This is a genomic window from Vibrio atypicus (assembly GCF_009811315.1).
Lineage (GTDB): Bacteria > Pseudomonadota > Gammaproteobacteria > Enterobacterales > Vibrionaceae > Vibrio > Vibrio atypicus.
On the sequence record NZ_BLID01000004.1, the window covers coordinates 37,990 to 60,560 of the forward strand.

The 22,571-nt window shown below is 43.0% G+C and carries 22 protein-coding genes and 1 riboswitch; of the genes, 12 read left to right on the forward strand and 10 right to left on the reverse strand.

What is annotated here, in order from left to right; all coding sequences use genetic code 11:
• Window positions 1-103: 103 nt before the first annotated feature.
• On the forward strand, window positions 104-907 hold the full coding sequence (elyC, locus tag GVO60_RS09690; protein ID WP_159653383.1) for an envelope biogenesis factor ElyC: 804 nt from the start codon (window positions 104-106) through the stop codon (window positions 905-907).
• Between the two features lie 74 nt (window positions 908-981).
• Here the strand turns inward: elyC and torR are convergent, their stop codons facing one another.
• On the reverse strand, window positions 982-1,695 hold the full coding sequence (torR, locus tag GVO60_RS09695; protein WP_159653385.1) for a two-component system response regulator TorR: 714 nt from the start codon (window positions 1,693-1,695) through the stop codon (window positions 982-984).
• Window positions 1,696-1,930: 235 nt separating this feature from the next.
• Between torR and torD the strand changes: the two genes are divergently transcribed.
• The 5 genes from torD (at window position 1,931) to GVO60_RS09720 (ending at window position 5,997) form a co-directional block, all read left to right on the forward strand.
• Window positions 1,931-2,578 (forward strand): molecular chaperone TorD, encoded by a 648-nt coding sequence (gene torD / locus GVO60_RS09700; protein ID WP_159653387.1) that lies wholly within the window; start codon window positions 1,931-1,933, stop codon window positions 2,576-2,578.
• 214 nt (window positions 2,579-2,792) lie between these two features.
• A complete protein-coding gene (gene purR / locus GVO60_RS09705; RefSeq protein ID WP_159653389.1) occupies window positions 2,793-3,800 on the forward strand; it encodes an HTH-type transcriptional repressor PurR in 1,008 nt (335 codons plus the stop codon).
• A gap of 142 nt (window positions 3,801-3,942) precedes the next feature.
• Window positions 3,943-4,034, forward strand: a riboswitch (cyclic di-GMP riboswitch).
• Between the two features lie 202 nt (window positions 4,035-4,236).
• The gene (locus tag GVO60_RS09710) at window positions 4,237-4,830 is read left to right on the forward strand and encodes a TfoX/Sxy family DNA transformation protein (RefSeq protein WP_159653391.1); all 594 of its coding nucleotides are present in this window, start codon (window positions 4,237-4,239) and stop codon (window positions 4,828-4,830) included.
• A 169-nt stretch (window positions 4,831-4,999) separates the two neighbouring features.
• Window positions 5,000-5,695, forward strand: a complete 696-nt coding sequence (locus GVO60_RS09715) for a TVP38/TMEM64 family protein (RefSeq protein ID WP_159653393.1) — start codon at window positions 5,000-5,002, stop codon at window positions 5,693-5,695.
• Window positions 5,692-5,997, forward strand: coding sequence for a putative signal transducing protein (locus tag GVO60_RS09720; protein WP_159653395.1), 306 nt, complete (start codon window positions 5,692-5,694; stop codon window positions 5,995-5,997). The genes GVO60_RS09715 and GVO60_RS09720 overlap by 4 nt, the downstream gene beginning before the upstream one ends.
• Here GVO60_RS09720 and GVO60_RS09725 read toward each other — a convergent pair.
• From GVO60_RS09725 to topA, 5 genes are all read right to left on the reverse strand, one after another.
• Entirely contained in the window at window positions 5,994-6,797 is an 804-nt protein-coding gene (locus tag GVO60_RS09725) for an alpha/beta fold hydrolase (protein WP_159653398.1), read from the reverse strand. The genes GVO60_RS09720 and GVO60_RS09725 overlap by 4 nt on opposite strands.
• Window positions 6,798-6,965: 168 nt before the next feature.
• Window positions 6,966-8,426, reverse strand: a complete 1,461-nt coding sequence (gene glgA / locus GVO60_RS09730; RefSeq protein ID WP_159653400.1) for a glycogen synthase GlgA — start codon at window positions 8,424-8,426, stop codon at window positions 6,966-6,968.
• Window positions 8,416-9,633 (reverse strand): glucose-1-phosphate adenylyltransferase, encoded by a 1,218-nt coding sequence (gene glgC / locus GVO60_RS09735; RefSeq protein WP_159653402.1) that lies wholly within the window; start codon window positions 9,631-9,633, stop codon window positions 8,416-8,418. The genes glgA and glgC overlap by 11 nt, the downstream gene beginning before the upstream one ends.
• Window positions 9,634-10,025: 392 nt before the next feature.
• Entirely contained in the window at window positions 10,026-11,726 is a 1,701-nt protein-coding gene (locus tag GVO60_RS09740; RefSeq protein WP_159653404.1) for a diguanylate cyclase domain-containing protein, read from the reverse strand.
• A 196-nt stretch (window positions 11,727-11,922) separates the two neighbouring features.
• On the reverse strand, window positions 11,923-14,559 hold the full coding sequence (gene topA, locus GVO60_RS09745) for a type I DNA topoisomerase (RefSeq protein ID WP_159653406.1): 2,637 nt from the start codon (window positions 14,557-14,559) through the stop codon (window positions 11,923-11,925).
• Window positions 14,560-14,931: 372 nt separating this feature from the next.
• Here topA and GVO60_RS09750 point away from each other — a divergent pair, with 372 nt between their 5' ends.
• The gene (locus GVO60_RS09750) at window positions 14,932-15,180 is read left to right on the forward strand and encodes a YciN family protein (RefSeq protein ID WP_159653408.1); all 249 of its coding nucleotides are present in this window, start codon (window positions 14,932-14,934) and stop codon (window positions 15,178-15,180) included.
• An 88-nt stretch (window positions 15,181-15,268) separates the two neighbouring features.
• Here the strand turns inward: GVO60_RS09750 and aroA are convergent, their stop codons facing one another.
• Together aroA and GVO60_RS09760 are read right to left on the reverse strand one after the other, a co-directional pair.
• Complete coding sequence (gene aroA / locus GVO60_RS09755) at window positions 15,269-16,549, reverse strand: 3-phosphoshikimate 1-carboxyvinyltransferase (protein WP_159653410.1); 1,281 nt, start codon at window positions 16,547-16,549, stop codon at window positions 15,269-15,271.
• A gap of 158 nt (window positions 16,550-16,707) precedes the next feature.
• Complete coding sequence (locus tag GVO60_RS09760) at window positions 16,708-17,163, reverse strand: glycine zipper 2TM domain-containing protein (protein WP_159653412.1); 456 nt, start codon at window positions 17,161-17,163, stop codon at window positions 16,708-16,710.
• 17 nt (window positions 17,164-17,180) lie between these two features.
• Here GVO60_RS09760 and aat point away from each other — a divergent pair, with 17 nt between their 5' ends.
• From aat to infA, 3 genes are all read left to right on the forward strand, one after another.
• Complete coding sequence (gene aat, locus GVO60_RS09765) at window positions 17,181-17,909, forward strand: leucyl/phenylalanyl-tRNA--protein transferase (protein WP_159653414.1); 729 nt, start codon at window positions 17,181-17,183, stop codon at window positions 17,907-17,909.
• Entirely contained in the window at window positions 17,899-18,597 is a 699-nt protein-coding gene (locus GVO60_RS09770; RefSeq protein WP_159653416.1) for an arginyltransferase, read from the forward strand. The genes aat and GVO60_RS09770 overlap by 11 nt, the downstream gene beginning before the upstream one ends.
• An 81-nt stretch (window positions 18,598-18,678) precedes the next feature.
• Window positions 18,679-18,897, forward strand: coding sequence for a translation initiation factor IF-1 (gene infA, locus GVO60_RS09775; RefSeq protein ID WP_001040192.1), 219 nt, complete (start codon window positions 18,679-18,681; stop codon window positions 18,895-18,897).
• Between the two features lie 104 nt (window positions 18,898-19,001).
• Here infA and GVO60_RS09780 read toward each other — a convergent pair whose 3' ends face one another.
• Together GVO60_RS09780 and cysS are read right to left on the reverse strand one after the other, a co-directional pair.
• Window positions 19,002-19,580, reverse strand: a complete 579-nt coding sequence (locus tag GVO60_RS09780) for a thymidine kinase (RefSeq protein WP_159653418.1) — start codon at window positions 19,578-19,580, stop codon at window positions 19,002-19,004.
• A gap of 71 nt (window positions 19,581-19,651) precedes the next feature.
• On the reverse strand, window positions 19,652-21,037 hold the full coding sequence (cysS, locus tag GVO60_RS09785; protein ID WP_159653420.1) for a cysteine--tRNA ligase: 1,386 nt from the start codon (window positions 21,035-21,037) through the stop codon (window positions 19,652-19,654).
• 202 nt (window positions 21,038-21,239) lie between these two features.
• Here cysS and GVO60_RS09790 point away from each other — a divergent pair, with 202 nt between their 5' ends.
• Window positions 21,240-21,734 carry a peptidylprolyl isomerase gene (locus GVO60_RS09790; RefSeq protein ID WP_159653422.1) on the forward strand — a complete coding sequence of 165 codons (495 nt, stop codon included), beginning with the start codon at window positions 21,240-21,242 and terminating at the stop codon, window positions 21,732-21,734.
• A 60-nt stretch (window positions 21,735-21,794) separates the two neighbouring features.
• Window positions 21,795-22,526 (forward strand): UDP-2,3-diacylglucosamine diphosphatase, encoded by a 732-nt coding sequence (gene lpxH / locus GVO60_RS09795; protein ID WP_159653424.1) that lies wholly within the window; start codon window positions 21,795-21,797, stop codon window positions 22,524-22,526.
• The last annotated feature ends 45 nt before the right edge of the window (window positions 22,527-22,571 follow it).

The window sequence follows — 22,571 nt, forward strand, 5'->3', positions numbered from 1 at the left end:
GGTATCATGTCCAATCGTGCTGCTATTCTGTCACAAGAAAGGCAGGAATAAAGAGGGTTTCTCTTAAATAATAATCAACTGATGTTTTTTCGGACTATTTAGTATGTTTGAGCTGAAAAAAGTGGTCTCTTCTCTCCTGATGCCCTTACCGGCAATGTTAATCATTGGGTTACTAGGCCTAATGTTAATCATGTTCACCAGGAATCAAAAGACTGGCTGTGTTATTGTTCTTTTCTCTTTTATTGGTATTTTCCTCGTTGCTTTTCAGCCTTTATCCTCAAGACTCCTTATGCCACTTGAGCGCCAATACTCTGCATTTTTCCCCGTTGATGAGTCTATAGACTACGTGATGGTATTGGGCAGCGGCCATGTAGTTGATGATGATATTCCCCCGACTTCCGAATTGAGCCGCACCGGTTTAATGCGTTTGGCAGAAGGGATTCGTGTTATGCGTATTTATCCTGGTTCAAAACTGATTTTGTCGGGCTATTCGGGGGGCTCAGAAATCAGTAATGCTCGTATGATGGCAAAAGTCGCCCTAGCTCTTGGCGTGTCTAAATCAGATATTATTCTGCTTGAAACAGCCAAAGATACCTGGGAAGAAGCAAGGCAAGCAGCAGCATTTGTGAAACATAAAAAAATGGTTGTCGTGACTTCGGCGAGCCACATGCAACGAGCTCTAAATGAATTCCACTCTGCGGGATTGAAGCCCTACCCAGCGCCAACTAACTATCTGGCGCATGATAATGTGACCCAACCTTGGGCTAAATACACGCCGAAAGCGGTCTACTTAGAGCAAACTGAGCGTTACTGGCATGAGACACTTGGCCGTTTGTGGCAGAAGTTACGTGACTGGGCCTCAGACTACGAAGAGAAATCGCTAGAGCCCGCGGAAAGTAAGCTCTAATTTCACGTAACCAATATAAAAATACCGAGGCATTCACCTCGGTATTTTTATATCTTTTGGCATATCAGCCAGGCTTAATCACCAGCAAACATGTAGCCTTCACCATGCACGGTAACGAAAATTTGTGGGTTCTTTGGATCGAACTCCATTTTCGCGCGCATACGACGGATCAAGACGTCGATGGTACGATCGTTTGGCGCATCGACACGATGACTGATCATGTTCAAAATGCGTTCGCGGCTTAATACCTGATTAGGATAAGATGACAACGCGACCAACAATTCGTATTCGGCTTTAGTGAGCTTTACAGGCTCTCCTGCACGGCTTAGCGCTCGACGCTGAACATCAAATGTCCATTCGCCAAAACGTACTGTGTTACCGTCTTGCTTGTCGCTTTCAATTGCTCCCGTCGCATTACGCGCGGCTGAAATACGCCAAAGCAAGTTTTTAACACGAACCAAGAGTTCTCTAAGCTCAAATGGTTTGGTTACGTAATCATCTGCACCCATTTCAAGGCCGACAATTTTATCAATGCTATCCGTGCGTCCTGTTACCAGGATAATTCCAATGTCTGATTGACTGCGAAGTTCGCGTGTTAGCATCAAACCATCTTCACCAGGAAGATTAATATCTAACATCACCAAATCTATCGCATTGTTTTGTAGTGATTCACGCATCTGCTCGCCGCTTTCTGCTTCACTAACGTGGTAACCTTCATTTTGAAAGTACCCTACTAGCTTGCTGCGAGTTACTGCGTCATCTTCTACAACTAATACGTGATAGCTCATTTACACCACTTATTTACATTGGTCATCGTTTTAATCTGTATTCTATTCATAATCAGTAACATTTCTAGTATTTGTTACTTTAAAATCAAGAAAGATGATTTTTTATTGATTCAAGACAAACCTAGGCTACCTGTTCACTTTTTTCCACATTTAGCCTTAATTTGCCATAACCAGTGTTACCGCTGTTCATTTTTATTCGGTAAACTGGTGCCAGTTATTTTTGGAGTTGTTCACAATGCAAGAAATCAAAGCATTTAACGAAAAGCGCGCCGAAATCTATTGGTGGCTATCTAGTCTACTGGCAAAAGAGTTAACTCAAGAGAACATTGACCAGTACCACTCTGCAGAGATTCGTTCTTTTTTGACAGGCTTAGGTGAAAACGAATCACTAAAACCTGCGGTTGAGAAACTGACTGACGCGCTTAACCGCCTGATGGATCGCGAAGATGCTCAATTGGAACTTGCGGCCGATTTTTGCGATCTGTTTTTGAAATCAGACAAAGATTCAGCCCTACCTTATGCTTCGATGTATATCGGTAAGAGCGGCTTACTCAACGATACGCCAGCGAAAGAGATGTTGGAGCTGATGACAGAGCACGGTTTTGCTATCGATGAAAACCTCAACGAACCAGCTGACCACATCGCCATTGAGCTCGATTTCTTAGGCAACCTCATTATTCGTTCAAATGAACTTGCTCAAGAAGCTGATCTTGAAAATGCCTTAGAACAGCAAGAAAGCATCATTCGTCAATACTTATTGAGTTGGACACCGAAGTTCTCAGCGAAATGCCAATCATTTGATGAATTTGGCTTTTACGCTGCAGTCGTAATGCTGATGGTCGCATTCCTAGAGCTAGATTGTAGCTACCTAAAAGGCGAATAAAACCGCACTTTTTGTGACCCTTCCCAGGTAACAAAAACGTTTTTATTTGCTCTATATCTGTTTGCGGTCTAAAATCGTGACCGCAAACGATAAAAACGAATGAAATAAATGCAAACCGCTAATTAAAGCGGTTTTTGTGTTTCTGATACTTTCTGCCAACTTATCCTAAACTAGGAATATTGTTCCGTGGCAGACATCGACAGGACAGAACCTTATGGCCACTATTAAAGACGTAGCACGCTTAGCCGGCGTATCAACGACTACTGTATCCCACGTAATTAACAAGACTCGATTTGTTGCTGAAGCGACCCAAGAAAAGGTTATGGAAGCGGTAAATGAGCTGAACTATGCACCTAGCGCGGTAGCTCGTAGCCTAAAATGTAATACCACTCGCACCATCGGTATGCTAGTAACTCAATCTACTAACCTTTTCTTCTCTGAAGTGATCGATGGCGTAGAGAGCTACTGTTACCGTCAAGGTTATACTCTAATTCTGTGTAACACTGGCGGTATCTACGAGAAGCAACGTGACTACATCCGCATGCTGGCTGAAAAGCGCGTTGATGGCATTTTAGTGATGTGTTCTGATCTAACAGAAGAGCTGAGCGAAATGCTAGACCGCCATAAGGACATCCCTAAAGTAGTAATGGACTGGGGCCCAGAGAGCTCTCAAGCCGATAAAATCATTGATAACTCGGAAGAAGGTGGCTACCTAGCGACTAAGTACCTCATCGAACGTGGTCACTCTCAAGTTGCATGTTTAAGCGGCCATTTCGAAAAAGCAGCGTGTCAGGAGCGTATTGCTGGTTATCGCCGTGCAATGTCTGAAGCAAACCTGGAAGTGAACGAAGACTGGATCCTTGAAGGCAACTTCGAATGTGATACGGCAGTCCTTGCTGCTGACAAAATTGTTGCAATGGACACGCGTCCTACAGCTGTATTCTGTTTTAACGATACGATGGCGCTTGGCTTAATGAGCCGCCTACAGCAAAAAGGTATCCGTATTCCAGAAGATATTTCAGTAATTGGTTATGACAACATTGAACTTGCTGAATACTTCTCACCACCACTGACAACGGTTCACCAACCAAAACGTCGTGTCGGTAAAAACGCATTCGAGATCCTGCTAGAACGCATTAAAGACAAAGAACATGACAAACGCGTGTTCGAAATGCACCCAGAAATCGTTGAGCGTTGTACGGTTCGCAACCTAAACAAATAATAAAATTGTGCGTTTGGTTGACGCTTTATTAATTAACCAAACGCATACCTCATATCAATTTACTGAACCAAGATCACATTTAGATCATCTAAGTGTGATACTTACCTCAAAATTTATTTATTCTTAATGTTGTTCGACAATGCCACGAACAGGGCAAACCATTCTGAAAAGATGGGACGCAAAGCCACCGGCCTTAAGTATCCTAATTAGATGCAAGGCAGCGGGGTTGCCGATGGTAAAAATGCAAAACTAGTACACTTGAATTGTTCGTAATTTAGACATGCCTCAGGCTTCTGAACAACTGAGACATAAATTTTCTTTAATTTTTACGACCAGTTTTCCTGTATGACACCTTACTGACATAAATTCTGCATTATTTTGCTACTCTCTCGGACCTGAATTGGTGGCGTATACATATACACCGAGAATATACAGCATGGATAAACCAATACTAAAAGACTCAATGAGACTGTTTGAGCAACTTGGTCAAATCAAGTCTCGTTCAATGTTTGGCGGCTTCGGCATTTTCGCAGATGAAACCATGTTTGCCTTAGTGGTAAACGATAAGCTTCATGTACGAGCTGATAGCAAACTCACGCGACAATTCAAAGCATTAGGTTTAGAGCCTTACGTGTATAAAAAGCGTGGATTTCCTGTCGTCACAAAATATTTTGCTCTCACTGATGATTGGTCAGCGGACTCTAATCGCACATTAACCGTTGCAAAAGAAGCACTTAATGCCGCGAAAGAAGAGAAGAAGATTCAATCAAAAGCGAAACCGAATCGATTAAAAGATCTACCGAACTTACGTTTGGCCACTGAAAGAATGCTAAAAAAAGCCGGCATTGATGATGTGGAATCTTTAGAAGAGGTTGGAGCGGTTAAAGCTTATCAAGCAATTCAATCCTCGCATTCTGCTGAAGTGAGCGTCGAATTACTTTGGGCGCTTGAAGGCGCGATTAAGGGAACACATTGGTCCGTGATTCCTCAAACTCGCCGACAAGAATTGCTCAACAAGCTGAGTAGCTAAAAAGAATACGTAAAAAGTCAGCCCATCGGCTGACTTTTTTGTATGTGAGGAAATTTTTCCTCGATAGCATCGTTCTTATTCATTATACCAATTGATACCTATACTTATTTAGTTAAGATTTGATAGGAAGATAGCTCACATGAGCGATGGCTGTATTAAGGGCGCTGTTATGAATAAAAAATTGATTCTGGGTTTAGTTCTCGTCGGACTGATTGTTTTCCTAGCCATGAACTTTGGCCAGTATCTAACTCTTGAAAATGCGAAAGCTCAACAGCTTGCTCTCGCAGATTACATTAGTGAGAACTTTGCACTCGCCGCAATCACCTACTTCCTCGCGTATGTTGCCATTACCGCCTTTTCCATACCTGGTGCAGCTGTCGTCACATTGTTAGGTGCCGCACTGTTTGGTTTTTGGACAAGCCTAATTTTGGTTTCTTTTGCCAGTACGATAGGTGCAACCCTTGCTTTCCTAAGCAGTCGATTCCTACTAAGAGACTGGGTACAAAACAAATTCGGTGACAAGCTCAGTGCGATTAACCAAGGTGTGGAGCGCGACGGTGCGTTTTATCTGTTTTCACTACGCCTCATTCCCGTTTTCCCATTTTTCCTAATTAACTTGCTCATGGGGTTAACGCCTCTCTCCGTTGCTCGCTTTTACCTTGTTAGCCAATTAGGTATGTTACCTGGGACCGCAGTTTACTTAAATGCAGGTACTCAACTTGCGCAAATTGAAAGCTTATCCGGTATTGTTTCTCCATCTGTTTTAGCATCATTTGCTCTACTTGGATTATTCCCGGTGATTGCTAAGTGGGTAATGGCAAAAATTAAATCTTCTCCCGAAGCACATAATGGCAGCCCTTCATGAAGATCTACAGCGCTAGCAATCCACCAGAAGCTCACATCGTATGTGAGCTTTTGAAGTCTCAAAGTATTGATTGTGAAGTACGCGGGGAGGGGATTTTTGGCCTACAAGGTGAAATTCCTTTCGGCGAGAATAGCGAGCCCTATGTCTGGCTATTGCAGGAACAACAACAAGAAAAAGCGTTGAACATTATCCGCCAATTTCAATCAAATAACATCGGTGAAGAATGGCGTTGCAACCACTGTGGGGAAAGCAATGAACCGCAATTTGGTGCTTGCTGGCAATGTGGAGAATTTGCCTCTTAGGCAGTTTGTATTTGCTGTCGAATAAAAGCAATGGAATGTTGATTGAACTCGTCAGGTCTTTCTACGTTGCAAACGTGACCGCAGTCAGGAATTTCCAACAGCTGGCTTTGGTGATGAACCGCCACCATTTCTTTCACGGGTTTGATAAACATATAGTCTCTCTCTCCCATTAAATAGAGCGTCGGGATCGGTAGCTCTCTATCTTTAAAGTACTTCATCAAAGGGTTCACTTCTGCGGTTAAGATAAACCAGCGTTTGAACTCTTTTTGACAGAGCTTTTTAGCCTCTCTAATAAAAAGGTGACGCGACTCTTTTTGAGTCCGCTGTGGCATGACGATATAGGCAAACAAGCTGTACAGCCACATGTAAGGGACAATGTGCTTACAAAGGTTACCTAGCCTAACAAGAACTTGAGAGCGCGTATTTAAGCGCGTGACGGCCCCGCCTAGCACCATCGACTTTACTCTATCTGCAGCTAATTCCGCCACATTTCGAACAATAATGGTTCCTAGAGACATTCCTACAAAATGAGCTGAAGAGATTTTTAGATGATCGAGGACTTTTAAAATATCCTGAGTTACTGCTTTAAAAGTATATCGATTTGCCATCAATTCTTTAAGTAACTGGTTAGATTTTCCGTGCCCACGAAGATCAATTAGCAACAAGTTGAAATGCTGTTTATACGCTTTGATCTGCTTAAACCAGATCGAAGAACTGCCACCCGCACCATGCACAAATACCACCCACTCATCACTAGTTGGGTGTTCAAAGGTTTTGTGGAATAGCATTGCAGAACTCATATCAAGTCATATACCAAGTTATTAGACAAATCGAAGTTTAGAAGACTAGCACAAAGTCAGCACTTTTTAATTCAGCTTATGTCAATTCATGTCATTAATCATATTCAATCATGAAAAAAAGCAATAAAAAAAGGCGCCAAATGACGCCTTCTATTGCTTCATATTCAATCATGCACTGAGCGCGCTATGGTAAAGCGTTAGATATTCATCCGCAGCTTTACTCCAACAAAAGTTCTGCTCCATGGCATACAGCTGAACTCGCTTCACTTCGTTCGGTTGCTGCGCATAAAGCAGCAATGAGCGTTGTAGCGTCAATAATAAAGCGGTTGGTTCCGGCTCATCAAATACAAAACCAGTCGCAATATCTGGATCTGCATCGTAATCATTAACACTGTCTTTCAAACCACCCACACCCCGCACGATTGGCAAAGTGCCGTAAGCCATACTGTAGATTTGATTCAATCCACAAGGCTCAAATTCTGATGGCATCAAGAAGAAATCAGAACCCGCTTCAACCAAGTGCGCTAAGCCATTGTCGTAAGCCTCAATGAACTTAAATTTGTCACTATGCTGTGCTTCGACTTCTTTCAGTTTTGACGCCAGTACAGGGTCACCCGTACCAACAATTACCAATTGAACATCATGTTTCAAAAACTGAGATAATATCGGCAAAAGGTAATGAACCCCTTTTTGGTTTGTCAGTCGACAGACCATGCCGTACATCGCTACATCTCGAACCTCAAGGCCAGCTCTATCTTGTAAGCTTCGTTTACAGGCTTTTTTACCGCGAACCATACTTTGGCGATTAGCCCGATAATTCGCAGGTAAGTATTCATCAGTCTCAGGGTTCCAAGATGAATAATCACACCCATTGAGAATACCGACTAAATCAGCCGCTCTACGCTGAAATTCTGCCGCCATACCATGGCTGCCTAATTCAGTTTTCAATTCTTGCGCATAGCTTGGACTCACAGCATTGATTTTATCTGCATTAAGTACCCCCGCTTTTAACATCGTGATGTGCGAAGGACTTACTGCTGCATCAGGTGCGAAACGCGCATGAAACTCTGGTAAACACTGCAATTCATCATAGCTAAAAACGCCTTTAAACACTGCGTTATGAATGGACAAAATGCTCTTTGTGCTAGCAAAAAACTCTGATGACTGATAACGGTGCTTAAGCAAAAATGGAACTAATCCTGTATGCCAATCATTTGCATGAATAATGTCAGGCTGGAAATCAAGCTTAGGCAGCATGTCTAAACAAGCCGCACTGAAAAATGCAAATCGCTCGCCATTGTCAGCATAGGCTTGATTATTCTCAGCATACATTTCAGGCCGGTCATAATATTGAGAACAATCAATAGCGTAAACAGTGACTCCAGCCACTGAAAGTTCTCTAACTTTATAAGCCGTATGAGGCCAGTGTTCTAATTGCGTTTCAAGTAATACTGGCGCTGACTCTATACCCGCAACCTTTTGATAAGCAGGTAACGTCAAACGAACATCTTGTTGAAGCTGCTTCATTGCTTCCGGCAGTGCCTTGGCTACATCAGCCAAGCCACCACTTTTAATAAGCCCTTCAGCTTCTGATGCTACAAACAGAATAGATAAATTCTTAGTAGCCAATGCGTGCTCCTTTTGGAATGACTACAATGCCATCGTCAGATACGTGGAAGTGCTTTTTATCTTCCGTAAGGTTCACACCAATTTGTGTTCCTGGTGCGATATCTGCGTCTTTATCGACAATCACACGACGTAAAACACAGCCTTCGCCAACTTTGACATCTCCGAGTAGGATACTTTCGCTGATATCACATGCTGAGGCAATATTACTGCGGAAGCCTAAAACACATTTCTCGATTCGAGAACCACGAACGTAACTACCGTTACATACTAAACTATCGATGATCTGCACGCGCCCATTATCCGAGTCAGTAAATGTCGCTGGCGGTAGTGGCGGATAAAAAGTATGCAATGGCCATTTTCGGTTATAAAGTGAGAATGGTGCGTCTTTCTCTAGTAGATCCATATGAGCTTGCCAGTACGCATCGATCGTACCAACATCGCGCCAGTAAACTTCTTCTTTCTCGCCAGTAATACGGTTTGTGCTGAAGTCATATACGAATACATCACCACGAGGGAACATCTTTGGAATGATGTCTTTACCAAAGTCATGCGAGGAATCTGGGTCATCTGCATCTTCAATCAACTCAGAAAACAGGTTTTGAGCTTCAAAAACGTAGTTACCCATAGAAACAAGTGCGAACTCAGGATCACCTGGAATCGATTTAGGATTGGCTGGTTTCTCTTCAAAACCAATCATACGACCTTCCGCATCGACTTCGATTACACCAAATTCAGAAGCTTCAGACAGAGGCATGCGCAATGCAGAAACTGTCAAAGCCGCTTCTTTTTCCTTATGGAAATCTAGCATCTGCTTGATGTCCATTTTATAGATGTGGTCCGAACCAAAAATACATACTTGATCAGGTTCAGAAAGCTCCATAAAACGTAGATTTTGATAAATAGCATCGGCAGTACCTTCATACCAACGCTTACCTGTGCGCATTTGCGCTGGAATAGGGTCAATAAAACGGTCTGTAATACCATTGATGTTCCAACCTTTCTTTAGGTGGTGGAACAAAGACTGCGACTTAAATTGCGTAAGTACATAAATACGCATTAAATCTGCATTAACAAAATTGTTCAGCGCGAAATCAATAAGACGGTAACTACCGCCAAACGGTACCGAGGGTTTACTGCGGGACTCAGTTAAGGGGCGCAGACGCGAACCTTCTCCACCAGCAAGGATCATTCCTAAAACACCAGCCATTTAATTCTCTCCATATTATAATTTTTTTAGATAAGCTTATTTATATTTGGGGCGCTTACCTCATATCCGTTGAGTAATTCCGCTCCTAATCAGAACTACTCACACAACTTGACGTTGCTAGTTTCCCTTACACACCGTGTGTGCAAAAGGTTTATTATAAGTTATCGTATTTCAAGAAGATTACAATTTAAAATATGCTGTACTAACAAGCTCACATTAATTACTTTTCATCAGCTTGGGGTAGCTCACACTATCCTTGAGCAGCAAAACAACTCTATAACACAAACACTACAAGTTCGTGATACTCCTCGCAGTTAAGCGATAATTGTCTCTGTTTCGAACAATTCACAATAGCAATATAAACAGCTTCAATCGCAACCACACGGCGATAGTTATGCAATTTGATTTATAGCTTTTTGGCTATGATAGATATAGATACTATTCTCAGTTTTATGCTTGGCGGCATACAACGCTCTATCAGCAAGCGCGAGTGCTTCCAATTTGCTGGTTCCAGGTTCAATGATGACACCACCAATGGCCAATGATGTGAAAGGAGAGTTGAATGCTTGTGCGGCGTTCTTTTGTTGCTCACCAATACAAGCAATGATTCTTTTCGCTAGTTGTTCTAGATTGCAAGGATGGCTGGCTCGAACTAACACTAAAAACTCATCATCTTCCCAACGAGCCGCTCGATCATAAACACGAACTGCCTTTTCTATCCCCTTGCCTGCGGTAAACAGCAATTGATCAAAAGTGTCGTTACAACTATCAAAACCTAATTGATCCATCACACCTAAATCAATCCACAAAAGACCAAACCGAATTTGCTCTCTTTCAGCACGAGCAAGTTCCAAGTCTAGCTCTTGGTCAAGCCCTTTCTTGTTCCACAGTTGAGTAACGACATCAACCGTCGTTAACTCATCTAATATCGCGGTTCTAGAAGCTACCATTTTTCGAACTGAGAGGCGGCTTTCCGATAACTCTGTTTCCAATACATCTACGCACTGCCCGATATGATTGCCTTTCTCTTTACTATGGAAATAACTCTCATGTGCCAATTTTTTTATTCTTGATACCCACGATTCAATCGGGTTTACCCATACCTTCAGACAATATATATACCCTACAGCACCGAAAAGAATACTCAGTGCAATAAAGAAATAACTTAAGCTGCTATACGCCCACGGAGGAAGCATGCTGTCGACATCAACAAATGTCAGTTCATACCAACCAAGCTCGTCAATATAGTGAATTGACACAACGGCTCTCCCTTCCGCTTGCTCGATCATCAGAAGTTCAGCTTCTTCACCATTTTTTTGTTGCTCCATCAATTGAGACAGTACATTAAATTCATGTCGATTAGGTATAAGTGTCGATAGGTTCTGCTTTTCAAACTTAGCCGTTCGAAGAGGGTATTTAAACTGCCCTTTATCGAGAATGAGCTGTACGCGCTCTTTAGCATCGACAAAAAACGTTTGCATTGATGAGACATGTTTATGTGAGAGCTGACTGGTGAAAAGGGTTATATCAAGACCAGTACCGACCACACCTAGAAATTCCCCCTTGTCTATGATGGCTTGATTAATCCATACTTTGGTTCTATCAATGTGAACATCTTTAGCGATATTAACCGATAATATTTGGTTCTTAGCCTTTTGATCAAAATACCAAGCATCTGTGACTGATTCAGGTTCTAAATAGTAACGAAGAAAAGTAGACTGACGTATGCTAGGTACGTCATTGTAGTGGTAGGAAAGGTCTTCATCCAAAACGATGAAAAAGTTATTAGAGCGAAATAGCCAGCGATAGTGCTCTAACGTTTCCTCCGCGGCACTACGATACACTGAGTCGTCATATTTATGCGCCCAAGAAAGAATATGTGGATGTTGTGCCAACTGCTCTACTAATGAAACTTCTTCCAAAATTGGAGCCAATGTTCTTTCGACGTCATATTGAGCAGCCACCTGACTGTACTTCCAGGTGAGATCCTCAACTACATTTTCAATAATCTGTTTAGAAACAAAATAAGCCGTAAGTCCAAATGCGCAACTAACCGAAATCAAGAACAGCAGTAGTGTTTGTCTGTATTTCATATCCCTACTTCTCTATTTAACTGTTAATCAATAGAAGCTATCTATGAAGTTGTCAAAAGTGGACATGAGAATATTATGTAATACTGATGTATAGGCTTGAAAGTTGAACTTAATCCCCAAAAATATGCAAAATTATCGAGTTTTCACACAATAAAAAAGCAGCCTGACGGCTGCTTTTCATACTTACGGTTAGAAACTATTTCTTCGCTTTAGCGGGTTTCTTACGTTTATCTGTAATTTCCCATTTACCATCAACATACAGCGCTGTGTAGCCAGATGGTTTTCCATCAACTTCTGAGCGAACGTAGTTCTCTTTAGATTTACGACTAAAACGAACCACCATTGGTAAACCATCTGGATCATTTTGCGGTGCATCAGCTAAGTAATGGAACTTAGGTGAGATACGATCTTTAAATCGAACCAGCTCTTCAACTAAAGGAGCACGAGTTTCACGCGATTTAGGGAAAGTACTTGCTGCAAGGAAAAGGCCTGATGCACCATCACGAAGAACAAAGTACGCATCTGAGTTTTCACATGGAAGCTCAGGAAGATGTACAGGATCTTCTTTCGGTGGCGCAACTTCGCCATTTTTCAGAATCTTACGAGTGTTCTTACAATCTTCACTCGTACAATCCATGTATTTGCCAAAACGACCATTTTTAAGAACCATGTCAGTGCCACATTTGTCACACTCTACAACTGGCCCGTCATAGCCTTTCACTTTGTATTCACCGTGCTCAACAACGTAGCCTTCACAGTTCGGGTTGTTACCACAAACGTGTAGCTTACGCTTATCATCAATAAGATAAGCATCCATCGCAGTTTCACAGATCGGACAACGTTTCTTCGCACGTAGCGCTGCGGTTTCAACGTCTTCTTCAAGGACGTTAATTACGCCATCTTCATCACCTAAGTTAATTGTTGTCTTACAACGTTCTTTCGGTGGTAAAGCGTAGCCTGAACAGCCAAGGAATACACCAGTTGAAGCAGTTCGAATACCCATTTCACGTGAACATGTCGGACATTCAATATCGGTATAGACGATGTGATTTGGCTTCATGCCACCTTCAGTTTCGTCTAAGTCTGCTTTCTCAAGATCACCAGTAAAGTCTGTGAAGAAGTTATCGAGCACTTTCTTCCAATTCGCTTCACCTTCCGCGATTTGGTCAAGCTTCTCTTCCATGCGAGAAGTGAACTCGTAGTTCATCAACTCGTCAAAGCTACCATTGAGACGATCGGTCACAATTTCGCCCATCTTTTCTGCATAGAAGCGACGTTGTTCCACTTTTACATAACCACGATCTTGGATCGTTGAAATGATCGAAGCGTAAGTTGACGGACGACCAATACCACGTTTCTCTAATTCTTTAACCAATGCTGCTTCTGTAAAGCGTGCTGGCGGCTTAGTGAAATGCTGTTTAGGGTCAAGAGCCACAAGATCGATTTTGTCACCCACTTGTACAGCAGGAAGGATCTGGTCTTCGTTTTTACCCATTGGACGTTGAACACGTGTCCAACCATCAAACTTAAGGATGCGACCTTTCGCTTTTAGCGTGTATTCTGCCGCTTTTACGCTCACCGTGGTTGAGTCATATTTCGCTGGCGTCATTTGACACGCAACGAACTGATTCCAGATCAACGAGTACAGCTTGTGCGCGTCTGCTTCCATGCCATTTAAGTCGTCAGCTTTCACGGACACATCCGAAGGGCGAATCGCTTCGTGCGCCTCTTGAGCACCTTCTTTGCTGCCATAAACAATCGGCTTCGCTGGTAAGTAAGCATCACCAAACTCATCGCCAATAAAACCGCGAACTGTCTCTACTGCTTCTGAACTCAAGTTAGTTGAGTCAGTACGCATATAGGTAATGTAACCTGCTTCATACAAACGCTGTGCAAGCATCATCGTCTTCTTAACACCGTAACCAAGACGAGTACTTGCCGCTTGTTGAAGTGTTGACGTGATGTACGGAGCGGATGGCTTGCTAGATGTTGGACGGTCTTCACGCTTACACACTTCGTAAGCAGATTTCTCTAACACAGCAACTGCAGCTTGTGTTTGAGCTTCATTTACTGGTTTGAAAGCAACGCCATCTTTCTGCGCAACTTGCAAGCGGAAGTCTGTTTTGTCTGCCGTCTTGGTGTCCGCGTGAATATCCCAGAACTCTTCAGGAATAAACGCTTTAATTTCGCGTTCACGTTCAACCAACAGCTTAACCGCTACCGACTGTACACGACCAGCAGACAAGCCACGTGCCACTTTTTTCCAGAGCAGTGGAGAGACCATAAAGCCTACCACTCGGTCCATGAAACGTCGTGCTTGCTGTGCATTAACGCCATCCATACTTAACTCGCCCGGTTTTTCAAAGGCTTGTTGGATTGCGTTTTTAGTAATTTCGTTGAATACAACGCGCTTGTATCGCTCTTCATCGCCACCGATGATCTCACGAAGGTGCCAAGCGATGGCTTCTCCTTCGCGGTCCAAATCGGTTGCGAGGTAAACGCTGTCAGCGTCTTTGGCGAGTTTTTGCAGTTCAGCAACCACTTTTTCTTTGCCTGGAAGAACTTGATAGTTCGCTTCCCAGCCGTGGTATGGATCGATGCCCATTTTTTTGATCAACGACTTGCGATCTTTTTCTTTTTTGATGCGCGCTTTTTCTTCAGCACTCAAGCCTTTGGTTGATACCGCTGCTGCTTTTTGACCAGTGCTCTGGCCAGCAGTTGGTAGGTCACGTACGTGACCTACACTGGACTTTACGATGAAGTCCTTACCTAAATACTTATTGATGGTCTTCGCTTTGGCTGGCGACTCCACAATAACCAGTGACTTACCCATAATTGACTCAAGTGTCCTATTACTGACGGCGATGTTTATTATCGCATGACATACTTAATGCTTCGGTTCTTTTTTTACTATTGAGCGAGATTACAAGAAGATCAATATCTTTTTCAAAAATAAACTTTAACTGCTCGACAATTCGACGAAAGTCGACGGCTTCGAAAGTGCCACATACTAAACGTCACTTTATCCGCTACGCCAGTCGCTCACTGGTTTTTATGTCACCTGTCACAAAACCATTCTTCGGCTTTCCTTCTTCGCTCCCTAGAGTTTCGTTGATCTAGACCATTTGAATTTATTGGTTATCTTCTTACAATCGCTACATTACTTCTTCTATATAGAAGATAACTAACGAATGAGTAACAAAACATGAGTGAAAAGAAAGTCATTTCAAAGTTTGAGCTATTGTTAATTGCCAACCAAATCATCCAAGACCACGAAAATTACCTAGAAGGCATGCGCGCAGATAGCGTCGAAGAAAAAGATGACGTATTGGTTTTTAAAGGAAACTACTTTTTAGATGACAACGGCTTACCAACAGCTAACACGACTGCAGTATTCAACATGTTTAAATACCTTGCGCTCCACCTATCTAAAGAGTTTACCTTAGAGAGCTAAGCGCTGAAGATATAGAAAAACGCGCTCAGTTTCAAAAAATAAAAAGCCAGAGTATCGATACTCTGGCTTTTTTGTCCATTTCGAAAATTTAGCAACTCAGTGATTCTAGCTTGTCAAAGTAGTCTGGGAACGTCTTCGATGTACACTTTGGATCGTTGATCGTCACGGGTGTATCACTTAGCGCGACTAGCGAAAAGCACATCGCCATACGATGATCGTCATAAGTATCGATCGCCGCATGATTAAGTTGCTCCGGCGGCGTAATGACAATGTAATCTTGCCCTTCTTCCACTTCAGCTCCCACTTTGCGCAGTTCAGTCGCCATAGCCGCTAAGCGGTCTGTCTCTTTCACACGCCAGTTGTACACGTTGCGAATGGCTGTTGTTCCTTTAGCAAAAAGCGCCGTTGTTGCAATAGTCATCGCTGCATCAGGAATATGGTTGTAATCCATATCGACGGCATTTAATTCGCCTACGCGTGAGATAACGTAGTCGTCACCCCATTCAATTTCCGCACCCATTTTTTCTAGCGCATCAGCAAATTGGATGTCACCTTGAATACTATTTTTACCAATACCGGTAACTTTGATTTCGCCGCCTTTGATCGCTGCTGCTGCCAAAAAGTATGAAGCCGATGAAGCATCACCTTCGACTAGGAAATCACCAGGGGCAACATAAGTTTGGCCGCTGCGAATCACAAATTCTTGGTAGTCTCGGTTTTCAACGTCCACACCAAACTGAGCCATAATGTGCAGTGTAATATCAATGTATGGCTTAGAAACAAGTTCGCCGACTATCTTGATGGTTACGTCATCTTGAGCCAAAGGTGCTGACATCAAAAATGCGGTTAAAAACTGACTAGAGATAGAACCATCAATCTCAACCGTTCCGCCTTTAAGGCCCGTACCTTTGATTTTTAGCGGTGGGTAATCTTGGTTTTCAAGATACTCGACATCGGCACCAGCCTGGCGCAGCGCATCAACCAAGTGACCAATCGGACGCTCTTTCATACGTGGTTCGCCAGTAAGCACATATTCACCACCACCTAGACAAAGTGCAGCAGCTAATGGGCGCATTGCTGTACCTGCGTTGCCTAAGAAGAGCTCAAGCGCCTCTGGTGCATCAAACGCTTTCCCCAAACCTTCTACTTCACAAACTGTTTTGTCTGCCGACAGTTGGTAGCTCACACCCAATTGAGTCAGAGCATTCAACATATGACGAATATCATCACTATCGAGTAGGTTAGTCAGTCGAGTGGTCCCTTTTGCTAGAGCGGCTAGCAATAAGGCACGATTTGAAACACTTTTCGATCCTGGTAGATTCACTTCACCAGAAACTTTATTGATAGGTTGTAACGTAAGGCTTTCCATTAAAACTGTTATTCCTTGCTCGCCCAGCCTTACTCACCGGACGATGAAAAATTCTTCGTATCTGCAGACTATCTAAAAACTTTGCGTAAAACCAGACCAAAACGGCGAATAAACTTGAATAATTATGTCACTCGCCCCGTTAAGCACGCCAAAGCGAATTAATACGCTTTATCCACTCTGACACCATCATCAAAATAGAGAATCCGAACGTCGTCACCGCGTTCAAACAACATACGGCTATCCACATCTTGAATAACATCAATGTACTTGCCTTTATCGGTTTTGATTAAGATCTCAACCAGTCTGTACTCTACTCGATATTCTTGATTAGCGTGGTTTCTCACGACACCCGCACCAGCAATCGCCCCCACCGCCGTTGCAACCTCTTTTCCTCGGCCACCACCAAATTGGTTACCAACAACGCCGCCGACTACCGCTCCAAGTAGCGTTTCCCATCCAGAGCCTTGTGATTTGACGATTTCTTGTTGAGTGATGTACCGAACCGTATCCACCTTACCAAACAGCACTTCGTTTACTGGTCTTGCGGTATTTCTTTGGTAAGCTGCATTGGCAATCAGCGGAAAAACCAATATGATCCACAGTAACTTCTTCATTTATAACTCCTCACTTCATGACGATCTACTTAACCGAACTCGACCTTGATGAAATCTGGTTTCCTTCACCTGAAGATGCATTGTCTGACCCAAACGGGTTACTTGCTATTGGCGGAGATCTTCACCCTGAGCGTATTTTGCTCGCCTACCAAAATGGCATTTTCCCTTGGTATGGTCCAGGAGAGCCGATTTTATGGTGGTCTCCCACTCCGCGAGCTGTATTTAACCCTAAGACCTTTAAACCGGCTAAAAGTCTCAAAAAATTTCAGCGCAAGCACAACTATACCGTCAGTATAAATAAAGCAACAGACTTGGTCATTGACCAGTGTGCGGCGATGCGCAGTGCGGAAGAAACTTGGTTAAATGAAGAAATGCGCTACGCTTACAAACAGTTAGCGAAACTTGGCCATTGCCATTCCGTTGAAGTTTGGCACCAAGATGAGCTGATTGGTGGTCTATATGGTTTGTCTGTCGGCCAACTTTTTTGTGGTGAGTCGATGTTTAGCGTTATGACCAACGCATCCAAAATCGCTCTGTGGTATTTTTGCCACCATTTCAAACGAAACGATGGCCACTTGATTGACTGCCAAGTGATGAATCCGCACCTTAAATCATTGGGTGCAATAGAATTGAACCGCGAAGAGTTCACTCAAACACTGCTATCATTTAAACATAAGCCGATTAAACAAAGTTGCTTCAATGAGCAGTGGTTACCGTCACCAACCGAGGATATGAATGAGCTCTGATCTACAACAGATTCGAATTGGATTGACCGACAGTCACCCGTGTAGCTATCTCACAGAGCGTGAAGAGCGCGTCGCAGTTGCACTTGATCCAGCCATGCATTGCGGCTCAAGCTACGAAGTGTTGTTGGCGAACGGATTTCGTCGTAGTGGTGACACTATATATAAACCTCATTGTGACAACTGCAGTGCATGCCATGCATTAAGGGTTTCTGTCCCTGACTTTTCTGCATCTAAAAGTCAAAAAAGACTATTGAATAAAGCGAAAAGTTTTCGCTGGGAATTGAAATCTGAAATGGATGCAGATTGGTTTGAGTTATACGCTCGCTATATTGAAGCTCGTCACCAATCTGGCTCTATGTACCCTCCTAAAAAAAATGAATTTGCTCAGTTTTCAGTATGTAATTGGCTTAATACTCAATACTTGCATGTCTTTGATGGCGATAAACTAGTAGCAATTGCGGTGACCGATATTCTCTCGAACAGTGCCAGCGCTTTCTATACCTTTTTTGACCCAGATTACGAGATATCCTTGGGAACACTTGGGGTTTTGTATCAACTAGAATACTGTCAAGAACAGGGTAAACAGTGGCTCTATTTGGGTTATCAAATAGATGAATGTCCAGCAATGAATTACAAAGTCCGCTTTCAACGTCATCAAAGGCTAGTAAATCAGCGTTGGCAAGGGTAGAATACGCCCCAACTTCACTTAATTCATTTTTATCGGCATAATCAGTCCGGTTGAAATTGTCCATTTTTAAAAGAGGATTAAATGGCTAAAGAAGACGTAATTGAGATGCAAGGCACTGTCCTTGATACTCTTCCAAACACAATGTTCCGTGTTGAGCTAGAGAACGGCCACGTAGTTACAGCTCACATCTCTGGTAAAATGCGTAAGAACTACATCCGTATTCTTACTGGTGACAAAGTAACTGTAGAGATGACTCCATACGATCTATCTAAAGGTCGCATCGTCTTCCGTGCTCGTTAATCTCAGACTGCCTCGCGCAATCAGAATTAGTCGAATACAACAAAAAAGCGAAGCATAATGCTTCGCTTTTTTGTACCTGCTCATGTCTTCAATCGAAGAAGAAACTACTTACCCAGCGCTTCTTTATAATGCTGACGACAAACAGAAACGTAGCGGTCATTACCACCAATCGCAACTTGATCGCCTTCTGCAATGGCTACGCCGTGCTCATCAGTACGGATCACCATGTTTGCCTTACGGCCACAGTGACAAATCGTTTTAAGCTCAACGAGTTTATCCGCCCATGAGAGAAGGTATTTACTACCCTCAAATAACTCACCTAAGAAGTCAGTACGAAGGCCATAACACAGCACGGGAATGTGTAACTTATCGACAACTTCCGTCAGTTGGTAAACTTGCTCTTTCGATAGGAATTGGCATTCATCAACCAAAATACAGTGGCGCTTCTCAACTTCATTTAAGGCAGCAATTTCTTGGTACAAGTTACTTTCCGCATTAAATAGTTGTGCGTCTGATTGTAAGCCAATACGTGAGCTCACTTTACCTACGCCGTAACGATCATCAAGTGCCGCAGTGAAGATCACTGGCGTCATTCCACGTTCTTGGTAGTTAAATGATGATTGAAGAAGAGTGGTGGATTTACCTGCATTCATCGCAGAGTAATAGAAATACATCTGAGCCACTGATTGTTACCTGTATAAATTTATAAAAATGAAACAAAAAGGGCTGAATCAACAGCCCTTAAAAGATCTTATTACTTACGACGCCACGTTGTTCCTTCAGGGCCGTCTTCAAGCACGATGCCCATCTCGGTTAACTTGTCACGCGCCATATCTGCATTTGCCCAGTCTTTAGATGCTCGGCTGTCGTTACGCAGTTTAATTAACGCTTCAATCTCAGCAACTTCATCATCATTACCACTAGCATCCCCTTTTAGGAACGCCTCCGGATCTTGGTGAAGAATACCGATCACATCAGCCAATTCACGCATCAAGGCACCTAACGCACTTGCTGCTGTGATGTTTTCCGTTTTAAGACGGTTAATTTCACGCGCCATATCAAACAGCACTGAGTATGCTTCTGGTGTATTGAAGTCATCGTTCATTGCATCAGCAAAACGCTGAACATAGTCTTCACCACCTGCTGGAGCAACTGTGACATCTAGACCACGTAACGACGTGTATAGACGCTCTAATGATGCGCGAGCTTGGTTTAGGTTATCTTCACTGTAGTTTAGCTGACTACGGTAGTGACCAGACATCAAGAAGTAACGTACCGTCTCTGCATCGTAGTGCTGTAAAACGTCACGAATCGTGAAGAAGTTACCCAGTGACTTCGACATTTTCTCTTTGTCGACCATCACCATGCCGCTGTGCATCCAAGTATTCACATACTGAGTACCGTGCGCGCAGCATGATTGAGCAATTTCGTTTTCGTGGTGTGGGAATTGAAGATCAGAACCACCGCCGTGAATATCGAAATGATTACCCAAAATTGAAGAGTTCATTGCAGAACATTCAATGTGCCAACCCGGACGACCAGGACCCCAAGGCGATTCCCATGTTGGTTCGCCTGGTTTTGACATTTTCCACAGTACGAAATCAAGTGGGCTGCGTTTCGCACTTTCAACATCAACACGAGCACCCGCTTGCAGCTGATCAAGATCTTGCTTAGAAAGCTTGCCGTACTCGTCGAATTTGCCCACTTCAAACATAACGTCGCCGTTGCTAGCAACATAAGCGAAACCACGTTCAATTAGCTTCTCTACTAATTCGACGATTTCAGCGATAAATTCTGTCGCACGTGGTTCAACATCAGGGCGTTTCATGTTTAGCGCGTCAAAGTCAGCATGCATTTCGCCAATCAAACGTTCAGTCAATGATTCACAGCTTTCACCGTTTTCATTCGCACGTTTGATGATCTTATCGTCAATATCAGTGATGTTACGTACGAAATTCAGATCGTAACCTAAGTAACGTAGGTAACGTGAAACAACATCAAAAGAAACAAAGGTACGACCGTGACCGATGTGACAGAGATCGTAGATGGTTACCCCACAGACATACATGCCAACTTTACCGGCAGTGATTGGTTTGAATTCCTCTTTCTGTCTTGTGAGTGTGTTGTATATCTTTAGCATGATCTCTATCTAATTATTAGGTGAAACAAAATAGTGGGTCAGTATATCAAGGAGTCCGCAGTTACGTAATCCCTCTAACGCGTAAAAAGCCATCAATAGCACCTATACTCAAGTCTCAACCCTTACTTTTCACGTATTAATGTGTGAAAAGTTAAGATAGAATCTTGTTCTCAAATCGAAAACCTATGTAAAGGACATAATCATGATCACCCTTCACACTAATTTTGGTGACATCAAAATTCAGCTAAACGAAGAGAAAGCACCAGAAACAAGCGCGAACTTCCTACAGTACTGTCGTGATGGTTTCTACGACAACACGCTTTTCCACCGTGTTATCGATGGTTTCATGATTCAAGGTGGTGGTATGGAGTCTGGCCTACGTGAAAAGCCAACTCGTGCACCAATCAAGAATGAAGCAAACAACGGCCTAAGCAACAAAGTGGGTACACTTGCAATGGCTCGTACTATGGAACCACATTCTGCTAGCTCACAGTTCTTTATCAACGTGAACAACAACACTTTCCTAGATTTCCGTAGCGAAAGCCTAGACGGTTGGGGTTACTGTGTATTTGGTGAAGTGATTGAAGGCATGGACATCGTTGAGAAAATCAAAGGTGTTAGCACAGGCTCTTACGGCATGCACCAAGACGTACCTCTAGAAGACGTGCTAATTACAAGCACAACTATCGAAGAGTAATGATAGTCAGGAAGAGCGCCCGCCGCTCTTCCTATTATTTGTGCAGGTAAATCACGTATTATGACCACCCTATTCATCTCTGATCTCCACCTTTCCGCTTCGACCAAAAAAATAAACGATAGCTTCATTACCTTTATGCGCGAAGAAGCGATTCATGCCGATGCGCTTTACGTATTGGGCGATCTGTTTGAGTTCTGGATTGGCGATGATGACAAGTCTGACTTTGCATCCTTGATTCGCCAAGAGTTCAAACGACTCACTCAATCAGGTGTGCCTTGCTATTTTACGCAGGGTAACCGTGACTTCTTAGTTGGTAAACGATTCGCAAAAGAAACCGGAATCACACTACTTGGCGATGAAACCGTCATTGATCTTTATGGCCAGCAAGCGGTCATTCTACATGGTGATACTTTATGTACCCGCGATGTCAGCTATTTAAAATTCCGGGAAAAAGTCCATCAACCGTGGCTGCAATGGATATTTAATCGTATCCCTATGTTTATCAAGAAAAAGATTGTCTCTAAGGTACAATCCGATATAAAAGATGATAAACAAACCAAATCTCTCGACATTATGGATGTGACTCAGAGCGAAGTAGAACGCGTTATGGGACATTACAACGTGCCTGTCATGATTCATGGTCATACGCATCGGCCCAAAGTTCACACATTTGATGTAGAAGGCCAGATAAAGACTAGAATTGTTTTAGGGGATTGGTACACTCAGGGTTCTGTACTGGCATACGATAAAAACAATTTTGACCTCCAGCACAGGCCTTTTGTCACTAAATAGACTCGCTAAAACCCTGATTTGGTGACAATTTGACTATTTAATGCA